The sequence below is a fragment of the Methylophaga sp. UBA4204 genome (assembly GCF_002379485.1).
Lineage (GTDB): Bacteria > Pseudomonadota > Gammaproteobacteria > Nitrosococcales > Methylophagaceae > Methylophaga.
The window spans coordinates 19,841-28,562 of sequence record NZ_DFTU01000007.1; the positions used below are offsets into that span (position 1 = coordinate 19,841).

11 protein-coding genes are annotated in these 8,722 nt (G+C 44.1%); 7 read left to right on the forward strand and 4 right to left on the reverse strand.

Features of this window, described 5'->3' with window-relative positions; genetic code table 11:
* The coding region (locus B3182_RS00915) for a LysR substrate-binding domain-containing protein (RefSeq protein WP_292751177.1) at nucleotides 1–328 on the forward strand (328 nt) is incomplete at its 5' end.
* A 16-nt stretch (nucleotides 329–344) separates the two neighbouring features.
* Here the strand turns inward: B3182_RS00915 and B3182_RS00920 are convergent.
* Complete coding sequence (locus B3182_RS00920) at nucleotides 345–1,475, reverse strand: mechanosensitive ion channel family protein (RefSeq protein ID WP_292354475.1); 1,131 nt, start codon at nucleotides 1,473–1,475, stop codon at nucleotides 345–347.
* Nucleotides 1,476–1,839: 364 nt separating this feature from the next.
* Here B3182_RS00920 and B3182_RS00925 point away from each other — a divergent pair, with 364 nt between their 5' ends.
* The 3 genes from B3182_RS00925 (at nucleotide 1,840) to B3182_RS00935 (ending at nucleotide 3,376) form a co-directional block, all read left to right on the forward strand.
* Entirely contained in the window at nucleotides 1,840–2,226 is a 387-nt protein-coding gene (locus tag B3182_RS00925; protein WP_292354477.1) for a hypothetical protein, read from the forward strand.
* A 73-nt stretch (nucleotides 2,227–2,299) separates the two neighbouring features.
* Nucleotides 2,300–2,860 carry a hypothetical protein gene (locus B3182_RS00930; protein WP_292354478.1) on the forward strand — a complete coding sequence of 187 codons (561 nt, stop codon included), beginning with the start codon at nucleotides 2,300–2,302 and terminating at the stop codon, nucleotides 2,858–2,860.
* Between the two features lie 81 nt (nucleotides 2,861–2,941).
* Entirely contained in the window at nucleotides 2,942–3,376 is a 435-nt protein-coding gene (locus B3182_RS00935; protein WP_292354480.1) for a hypothetical protein, read from the forward strand.
* Here B3182_RS00935 and B3182_RS00940 read toward each other — a convergent pair.
* Both B3182_RS00940 and B3182_RS00945 read right to left on the reverse strand, forming a co-directional pair.
* Complete coding sequence (locus B3182_RS00940) at nucleotides 3,373–4,113, reverse strand: hypothetical protein (protein ID WP_292354482.1); 741 nt, start codon at nucleotides 4,111–4,113, stop codon at nucleotides 3,373–3,375. The genes B3182_RS00935 and B3182_RS00940 overlap by 4 nt on opposite strands.
* Before the next feature lie 83 nt (nucleotides 4,114–4,196).
* The gene (locus tag B3182_RS00945) at nucleotides 4,197–5,180 is read right to left on the reverse strand and encodes a hypothetical protein (RefSeq protein WP_292354484.1); all 984 of its coding nucleotides are present in this window, start codon (nucleotides 5,178–5,180) and stop codon (nucleotides 4,197–4,199) included.
* A gap of 186 nt (nucleotides 5,181–5,366) precedes the next feature.
* Here B3182_RS00945 and mscL point away from each other — a divergent pair, with 186 nt between their 5' ends.
* Together mscL and B3182_RS00955 are read left to right on the forward strand one after the other, a co-directional pair.
* Nucleotides 5,367–5,768: a large-conductance mechanosensitive channel protein MscL gene (gene mscL, locus B3182_RS00950; RefSeq protein ID WP_292354486.1), complete on the forward strand. Its 402-nt coding sequence runs from the start codon at nucleotides 5,367–5,369 to the stop codon at nucleotides 5,766–5,768.
* Between the two features lie 54 nt (nucleotides 5,769–5,822).
* Nucleotides 5,823–6,437: a hypothetical protein gene (locus tag B3182_RS00955; RefSeq protein WP_292354488.1), complete on the forward strand. Its 615-nt coding sequence runs from the start codon at nucleotides 5,823–5,825 to the stop codon at nucleotides 6,435–6,437.
* Here B3182_RS00955 and B3182_RS00960 read toward each other — a convergent pair.
* A complete protein-coding gene (locus B3182_RS00960; RefSeq protein WP_292354490.1) occupies nucleotides 6,415–7,365 on the reverse strand; it encodes a LysR family transcriptional regulator in 951 nt (316 codons plus the stop codon). The two genes, B3182_RS00955 and B3182_RS00960, sit on opposite strands and share 23 nt — an antisense overlap.
* A 243-nt stretch (nucleotides 7,366–7,608) precedes the next feature.
* Between B3182_RS00960 and B3182_RS00965 the strand changes: the two genes are divergently transcribed.
* On the forward strand, nucleotides 7,609–8,722 hold a 1,114-nt coding region (locus B3182_RS00965; protein WP_292751180.1), incomplete at its 3' end, for a form I ribulose bisphosphate carboxylase large subunit.

An 8,722-nucleotide genomic window follows, 5' to 3' on the forward strand; every position in this document is an offset into this window, starting at 1 on the left:
AGTTATGCAAACCTATCGTGACGGAGACTTTTGGACCGTCAATGATGGCCAGCACATCATTGAACCGCAACCTGTTCTTCGTCTTTCATCGCTGTTAATGGTCCGCGATGCCATTGCTGCAGGGGCAGGAGCGGCAATGCTCCCGCACTCCATTATTGGCAGTCAACTTGAAAAAGGTGAACTGGTGTCATGGGGCATGGCCGACGGGGAAACCGAGCTTTGGATTCTGCATACGTCACGTCGTTTACAAAGCCCGAAGGTTCGTGCCTTCGTTAAGTTTATGTGCAACCAGTACCCTGACGGCATTTTCACCATTCCAAATCAATAACAAGCCCTAAACAAACTTATTCTGCTTTGTGAATAGTCTTGTCGCTGAGGTGACTGCTCGAAGCATGAGGTTTGTCAGGAATCGGTATATCATCAAGAAACTCAATGGAACGCACAGGCATAGCAAATCTGATTTCTCTTTTGTCCAGCTCCTCCAGCAACGTAAAATTAACGTTTTGCTGGATATCCATATAGATATTGTAGTCTGAGCTTAGCACGTAATAGACCACCTCAAATCTCATCGAATAATCATCAAATTTGAATAAATGCGCCCGATCAAATCGGGTTTTGTCGATGGATTCGATGATTTCCTTTATTAAGCCGGGTATCTGTCTGGCTTTGGCGACTGGCGTGCGAAATGAAATTGCCAGAAAGAAAACCACTCGACGTTCATTCATTCGTTTGTAATTGTGAATGATTTGCTGCAGCAGGTTGGTATTACCGCAAATGATCTGTTCGCCACTCAGGCTTCGAATACGCGTGGTTTTCAGCCCAATATATTCAATGGTACCGGCAACATCATTAAAAACAATAAAGTCTCCGGTTCTAAAAGGTTTGTCAAAACCGATGGATGCAGAGGCAAACAAATCTCCCAGCAATGTCTGAAGTGCCAGAGCGATGGCAATGCCACCAATACCCAGGCTGGCAACCAGAGCGGTAATGTTGACGCCCAGATTTGCCAATACAGATAGCAATACGACAGCCCAGATGCTGGTACGAACCAGTAAGGAAACAATGGTGACGGTTAATTGGTTTTCACGGTATACCCGCGTTTCGATGGTTTCTGTTTTCCACATGACGATGGCAGCATCAATCCACAGTCCCAGTTGCAAGGCCAGCACCAGAAACCATATATGACTGACCCGATTATCCCATTCAGGACCAAGATCAACTAGTGCCAGACCAATTTGGACGGCCATGGCGGCTATTAATAATCGACTTGTATGCCTGAAGACCTCAGCGCCATATCGTCCCCAACGTCCTTTGGATCGTGAGAGCAGATCGACGCTGCGGGTAATAAAAAAACGCATCACCATGCGAAGTAACATGTAGCTTACAACTGCAATTCCGAGCACCAGGAAGAAATTCAATACGGCTGGTTGAAATATCCATGCCTCCCCATCACTCATTAAATTCCAGTCAAACATTATGTTCTCCAAAAAAATGATGAAAGATCAACAAGCCCTGGTAACACAAAATTGATCAGAATCCAGTTAATGCGATGACTCAGGAAGATTAACGGATTCAATCACAATAAAGGTTTAGCGGGGATTACGTTATCAGGCCTGAAAAATTGTACTTACCTGCTTAAATAAACTATCGAGTTGTTTTCGATCAATCAAGTTTCCCGCTTCAGGTCAGTTGGTTTAATGCTGCTGAGTAATAAATATTCTTTATTCCTGAATCATCTAGGGATGATGTCCTGACCTTGGGTTGGGGAGAAACTTTGATTCTTAACACTGAGTCTGGACTTAGCTATGAACCCATATTTGTTTCAGGAGTTAAATTTTTATGCTCACTAAACTTTCTACTGCCAGTTTGCTTGTTTTTATCGGGGGGCTATTTTGCATTGCTAACAGCTCAGTTTTAATGGCAGAAGCAAATGCAGCAACTCACTATATTGAGTTTTATGAAGAGTGGGATGAGGATTGTGATGAGAAAGGTGGGGCCAGAGTGTTTGTAAAAAATACCCACCAGACACATATCATTGATTTACAACTGGATCGTTATTTTTATGATGTAAGACAGGCGGGACGATCAATGTTTCCGCTTAAACCCAACGTTTCACAGGCCTTAGGATGCAGTCGAGTGTTTGATGCTGAACAACGCTGGGAGTTGGTAGCTGCGAGTTTTATCAGTGAAGCTGCTGCTGAAGAACGCTACGGTGACTTTCAGTAAACGGCCATGCCTTCATAAAGTGTCAGACTGATAAACCCGGCAGGTTCGAGCAAACTATTCAGGGAGCAACCAAATGAAACTAATAATAATGGTCCTGGCGGTGCAACGTGTGGGGTTCTTTTTAATTATTTCATTCGCCATTATTGGCGTCACCGGGTGTAATGATGATGCTCAGCAAACGTCTCAGGTTGAAGAACAGCAACCATCCTATGCCATTGTCAAACCGGTCCCGCAAAATCTACAGCAAGGAATGCCAGAGGCCAAACCAGTAGAAATGCTATCAGTTGCCGATCCCACCCCGCCGGAACAATGGTTGCTCTCACTTTATCAAGCTAAACCAGATGCTGATAACACACGTGATAGCAACTATTACCAGAAACTTCTCTTTTCTATTAAGCCATATGTGCATGAGCAACCCCGGGTGATCGCCAATCGTACGGTACAGACCACACGGCAATTACAGGAAATGGGGATTGAGGCAAATGAAGATCAGATTCTGGAGGATTTTGCCGAGCAATTACAAACCGTGAACGGCAGCTATGTGTATGGCGAGTTATGTGCCAATTACAGTAATTTAAGACAGCAGAATTTAACGCATCAACAGGCAATGCAGAAATTGTTTGAATTGCTTTAGGGCTTGTTTAGCTCTTATCTTCGCCTCTGTTATGAGCTGAGAGATAAACAGACTCTAGTACAAAAGCACCGGAGCAGAGATATGCAAGAGCTAATCAATGATTTGATGATATGGGCAGTAACTTTAACCAGCTTTGAGCAGCCGATTAAGTTGCCAACAGTTGAGGCCGTTAGTCATCAGCAGCTGCTGCAGACATTATGTGATGATCAATTCTGTACCGCCGTTGCCTATTACGATACCGAGACTCGGACAATTTTCTATGATGAGCGAATGGAGTTGCAGCAGGACCAAAGTGCCCGGGGTTTTATAGTGCATGAAATGGTGCATTATCTTCAGGATATTAATGGCGAACTGGTAATCGATGAAATGCGTTGTGAACAGCGCATTGAAAAAGAGCAACAAGCCTATCGAGTACAGCAATTCTTTCTGCGCGAGCATCGACAACCGACTTATCAGATTGATCTGGCTATGGCAGTGTTAGCCAATGTCTGTAAAAATGCGAATGTCAGTCCTTAGTTAATCGGCAAATCAATATATTCGTCGTTAAGTTGCTTTGTTTCGATCATGATGCTTTTAACCGAGGTGACCATCACATCTTCTGGGTGCTCACAGTCTGCCTGAAATTCTTCAAGTTCAATTTTATCTACAGCATCGTTATTAATGCTGATTCGAAATGTGCTGAGCAGGCTGTCTTCACGCAATGTTGCACAATTGTCATAAGCAAGTGGCATAGTGCCTAATAAAACAGTTTCCCTCGCAGGCAACGAAATAATACGTAGAGTTGTTTCATTGCTACCACCCATTCCAAAGCTACTAACCAATGCCAGTTCATCTAGTTGGTCATGATTAATATCAGCGACAGAAAATAAATGATGCGTGCCACCGGCAAACACAATATTACGAACAAGCTGATTATCTTCGATAATGGCGAGTCCCATATTGCTGCAACAACGTGGCCATCGACTGAGCAAATACAATACTGCTGACTGTCGACTCTCGGACCGGGTAAAGTTTCCCTGGCTGCTTGCCATAATCCGAAAATCTTCCTGATAAACGGTGTTCTGTTTTAGCCAGTATGACCTCGCCAGATTGGCCGCCTGCAAAATTGCCGGATGGGTTAACCAAGTGCTCTGATCTTCGCTTTTCAATGGCTGGCGACCATCAATAATAATATGCATATTGTCAGTTTGTTGAGCAAAACAGACATGTGTCGTACTAAGGCAGAGCAAAAAGACTAATGAATAATGTTTCATTACTCAGCATCTCCCAACAAAACTAATGTGTTATGGCTTGACACATCAACTGTTTATTTCTGACTGATTTCAGATCTTGAATATTACCCCGGTTTTTTGGTTTCGACATCCACATCATCAAAGCTGACGATAGGCTCTTTACGAGTGGTTTTTTTGGATGTTTCAGCAACATTTTCCGGCGAAGTAACGACAGGTTCTTTTCGCTCAGTTCTATTTTGTTGCACCGGGACAGAAACCTCATCCATCACTACCGGATCCTTGCGAACTGTGTTGTGTCTTGCCGCTTCAATACCCGTTTTCATTCCTTTAGGCAGCTGATCGAAGAATAGCGGATCCAGTCTGCCATTAATGTAACTCAGTGGTTGTGAATGTTTTTGTTGCTGACAATAACGAATCACCCCAATCAGGACTTGTCGTACTGCTTCAATATCATCAATGCTACCGCGGTTATCTTCTGCAAAGTAAGCGGCCATAAAGCTGAAGCGGTTATCAATGGCAAATGGCAATATCTGGCGCCATAAGCTATAAATATCTTCAACTTTGATGATTTCTCCGGCAACGGCCCGGTCCAGGCGACGGAACCAGAGCAATATTTCATCAAGCAAACTGGCGGTCAGCAAATCTTGCTGATCTGTAATCGTGATCAGCCGATCTCCCATATGCCATGATGTTTCAACTGTTTGTGGGACATGCCAGCGTACTTCCGGCGTCAATGCCAGTGAGAATTCATAGACCAGTTTGGCGTCAAAATTTGATCTGTTGTTTAACCATACCGAGGGTTGATTGCTGATAGTCAGAAATTGGGTTTCAAGGTCCTGCAATAAGCGTTGACGTTCAAGTTCTTTATTGGCGGTTGTAGCGGGATTTGCACGTCGTTTCAAAATCCATAAAACAAAGATTGCGATCAGCAAAGCTCCAGCAAGCGTGAGCAAAATGGTCGAAAAATATAATGCCAATTCTGAGGACAATTGCGCCAGTTGTTCGGCCGTTAATGAGGTTGTATCGTCAGAGTTCGCAACATTGTCGATAATCTCTTCAATACGTTTTTGAAAAAAACCAATAGCCATATATTAAGCCTTATAACTTTATCGAGTGACGAAGTAAGTGTCAGTGGAAAAATCGCATTCCTTCTATTGTCCGCTAATTTTTACCGACAAATAATTATTTATGTCATATATTCTAAACTGCTGATATAAAAGCCGTAAAAAACTGTTTTATCGGGAAATTTATTAAAGTCAAAAAGGAGAGCAGATATGAGCATGGTACAAGAATTTAAGAAATTTGCGATGCGTGGCAATGTGATAGATATGGCCGTCGGTATTATCATTGGTGTCGCTTTTGGCAAAATTGTTTCCTCATTTGTAGCTGATGTGATTATGCCCCCACTGGGCTTGTTACTGGGGGGAGTGGATTTCAAGGATCTGACAATAGTGCTTAAAGAAGCGGTTGGTGAAACGCCGGCAGTGGTTATCGCTTATGGACAGTTTATTCAAACCATTGTTGATTTTGTGATTATTGCCTTTGTGATTTTTTTGGTGATTAAAGCAATGAACTCACTGAAAGCAAAAGAAGAGGCTGCTCCTGAAGCTCCACCAGCGCCAACTAAAGAAGAAATTCTGTTAACGGAAATTCGTGATCTGCTCAAAGAAAAATAAGCTTTCCAAAAAACACCGGAAATCTTTTGATTTTCGGTTTTTTAGTCATTTTGCATGATGTTATTGCTTGCCAGGTTTGCTGTAAGTCTTCTTGCTGGTTTATTACTTGGAGGGATATTTTTTTATGGCTATTTGGCTGGTCTAATCGGTAGTCCTTCGCATTATGCAAATTGGTTGGTTCCGCTTTTTTTCTATGCGGGCATTTTATTATGCCTTGCCGGCGTTATCTTCACGCTAGTCGAGAAGCTGGATTGGACTCGCAGAGCATTTGCTGCTGCAATCGTGTTGGTGGTGATATTTGCAGGATATCTGCTTTTGATTGAGCCAAAGCTGCAACAGCTGGAGCAGCAAGCTCAAATCAAAACGATGCAGCATTTATATCAACAACATTCTCTGCAGCGGCTGGACTGCGATGATAAATTCCAGGTACACCTGAGTAGAATCCAACAGCGTCCGGCTGAGGTGGTGCTCTTTCAGAAAGGCAATTTTTCGCAACCCGTTCAATACCTCGCGGGGTGGGATAAATCTGCATCAATGAATAACTGTCGATTTATCGAGAACACTTATTCTCTTGGCACTCAGAGGAGCTTTCTCAGCCGATGCCGGAATCAACAGCAAGCTTCGGTGGCGGACTTGATTGCCCAGGCTAAACGTCTGGGTTGTCAGTAAGAAGAGACAGGTTATCTGTTAGTAAATGCTCGATTTCCTGTTCACCTTCCTGTTGCAGATACTCCAGAAATGTTTGTGCGGCAAGTGATAGTCTTTTGCCTTGCCGATGCACAGCATACCAGCGCCGTCTTAATGGAAAGTTCTCTACATCCAAGACCACCAGTTTTTTTGCTGCCAGCTCTAACCGCAGGCTATGTAGTGATAATACTGCCAGTCCCAAACCCGCCATCACGCCGTGCTTGATTTCATCCGCTCCACCTAATTCCATATACGGTGAGACTTTTAAACCGCTTTTGGCAAATAATTCTTCCACCGCTTTGCGTGTGCCCGAACCTGATTCGCGGCCAACCAGTCGTTGTTCAGAGATAGTTTTTAATGAAATATTTTTTTGTTTGGCCAATGGATGGTCAGGCCGGGCGACGATCACCAGAACATTTTCTAAAAACGGGTACTCAACCACTGGCAGGTCTTCTGGTACCTGACCCATGACATAAAGATGATCTTCATTGGCATCGAGACGTTCGAGTAGTCTGGCTCGATTAGTTACCTGTAGCCTCGGTTCAACTTTGGGATAGCGCGCAATAAAATTGCCCAAAAGATAGGGTAGAAAATATTTGGCAGAACTGACCACAACAAGGTTTACCGGACCAGCAACCTCACCATGTAAATCAGCTAATGCGGCGTCCAGATCGGCAAGACGTTGTAAAACATCTCGGCAGGCATCATAGAGTTCATTACCTGCGACAGTAAGATGTAACTGCCGCCCAACGCTTTCAAATAAAGGCATACCGACAGATTCTTCCAGTTTTTTCATTTGGATCGACACGGCAGGTTGGGTTAAATGTTTTTCTTCTGCCGCACGGGTAATGCTCTTCAGGCGTGCAACCGCTTCGAATAGGCGTAACTGTTGTAATGAGGCATGTAACATATATAACTTTAATTTATGACAAGGATAAAAACTATTAACTTGTTTTAATAGGTCAAGTCAACTATTTTTACCCCAGACATGAAATAGTCGCTGGGTTACATTTGGATAAAATTCGCTTTCACAGCCACCATGGCTGGAGACAAAATTTGTCCATCTCAAGATAACTATGAGATATACAGGCTCTGACTAACCCAAAGTAACAGTTTGATTAATCTGCTTGCGCATATACCTGGAGAGAGCACCATGGCAAAAACTTATCAAGCGGGTGTAAAAGAGTATCGCGAAACATACTGGATGCCCGATTACACTCCAAAAGACACCGATTTTCTGGCATGTTTCAAGGTTATTCCTCAAGAGGGTGTGCCACGTGAAGAGGCTGCTGCTGCGGTAGCGGCGGAATCATCAACTGGAACCTGGACCACAGTCTGGACCGATTTGCTGACGGACCTGGATTATTACAAAGGCCGTGCTTACGCTATTGAAGATGTTCCCGGCAACGATGAAGCGTTCTATGCCTTTATCGCTTATCCGATCGATTTATTTGAAGAAGGTTCAGTCGTTAACGTGCTGACTTCTCTGGTGGGTAACGTTTTCGGTTTTAAAGCCGTACGTTCTTTGCGTCTGGAAGACGTGCGAATTCCTGTTGCATACGTAATGACTTGTGGTGGACCTCCTCATGGTATCCAGGTTGAACGTGACATCATGAACAAATATGGTCGCCCATTACTGGGCTGCACCATCAAGCCAAAACTGGGTCTGTCTGCAAAAAACTACGGTCGTGCTGTATATGAATGTTTGCGTGGCGGTCTGGATTTCACCAAAGATGATGAAAACGTTAACTCACAGCCATTTATGCGCTGGAGACAACGTTTTGATTTTGTTATGGAAGCCATCGACAAAGCCGAAATCGAAACGGGCGAACGTAAAGGTCACTATCTGAACGTCACAGCGCCAACCCCTGAAGAAATGTACAAACGTGCCGAGTATGCCAAAGAACTGGGTGCACCAATCATCATGCATGACTATCTGACGGGCGGTTTCACCGCTAATACCGGTCTGGCCAACTGGTGTCGTGATAACGGCATGTTGCTGCACATTCACCGGGCAATGCATGCGGTACTGGATCGTAATCCGAACCATGGTATTCATTTCCGCGTTTTGACCAAAATGCTGCGTTTGTCAGGTGGTGATCATCTGCATTCAGGCACTGTGGTCGGTAAATTGGAAGGCGACCGTGCTGCAACACTGGGCTGGATCGATATCATGCGTGATTCTTATATCAAAGAAGATCGCAGTCGCGGCATCATGTTTGATCAGGATTGGGCATCCATGCCTGGCGTCATGCCGGTCGCTTCCG

Excerpts from the sequence above, each read along its gene's own strand:
- B3182_RS00920 (WP_292354475.1), bottom strand. The coding sequence starts at position 1,475 with ATGTTTGACTGGAATTTAATGAGTGATGGGGAGGCATGGATATTTCAA.
- B3182_RS00925 (WP_292354477.1), top strand. The coding sequence starts at position 1,840 with ATGCTCACTAAACTTTCTACTGCCAGTTTGCTTGTTTTTATCGGGGGG.
- B3182_RS00930 (WP_292354478.1), top strand. The coding sequence starts at position 2,300 with ATGAAACTAATAATAATGGTCCTGGCGGTGCAACGTGTGGGGTTCTTT.
- B3182_RS00935 (WP_292354480.1), top strand. The coding sequence starts at position 2,942 with ATGCAAGAGCTAATCAATGATTTGATGATATGGGCAGTAACTTTAACC.
- B3182_RS00940 (WP_292354482.1), bottom strand. The coding sequence starts at position 4,113 with ATGAAACATTATTCATTAGTCTTTTTGCTCTGCCTTAGTACGACACAT.
- B3182_RS00945 (WP_292354484.1), bottom strand. The coding sequence starts at position 5,180 with ATGGCTATTGGTTTTTTTCAAAAACGTATTGAAGAGATTATCGACAAT.
- mscL (WP_292354486.1), top strand. The coding sequence starts at position 5,367 with ATGAGCATGGTACAAGAATTTAAGAAATTTGCGATGCGTGGCAATGTG.
- B3182_RS00955 (WP_292354488.1), top strand. The coding sequence starts at position 5,823 with ATGATGTTATTGCTTGCCAGGTTTGCTGTAAGTCTTCTTGCTGGTTTA.
- B3182_RS00960 (WP_292354490.1), bottom strand. The coding sequence starts at position 7,365 with ATGTTACATGCCTCATTACAACAGTTACGCCTATTCGAAGCGGTTGCA.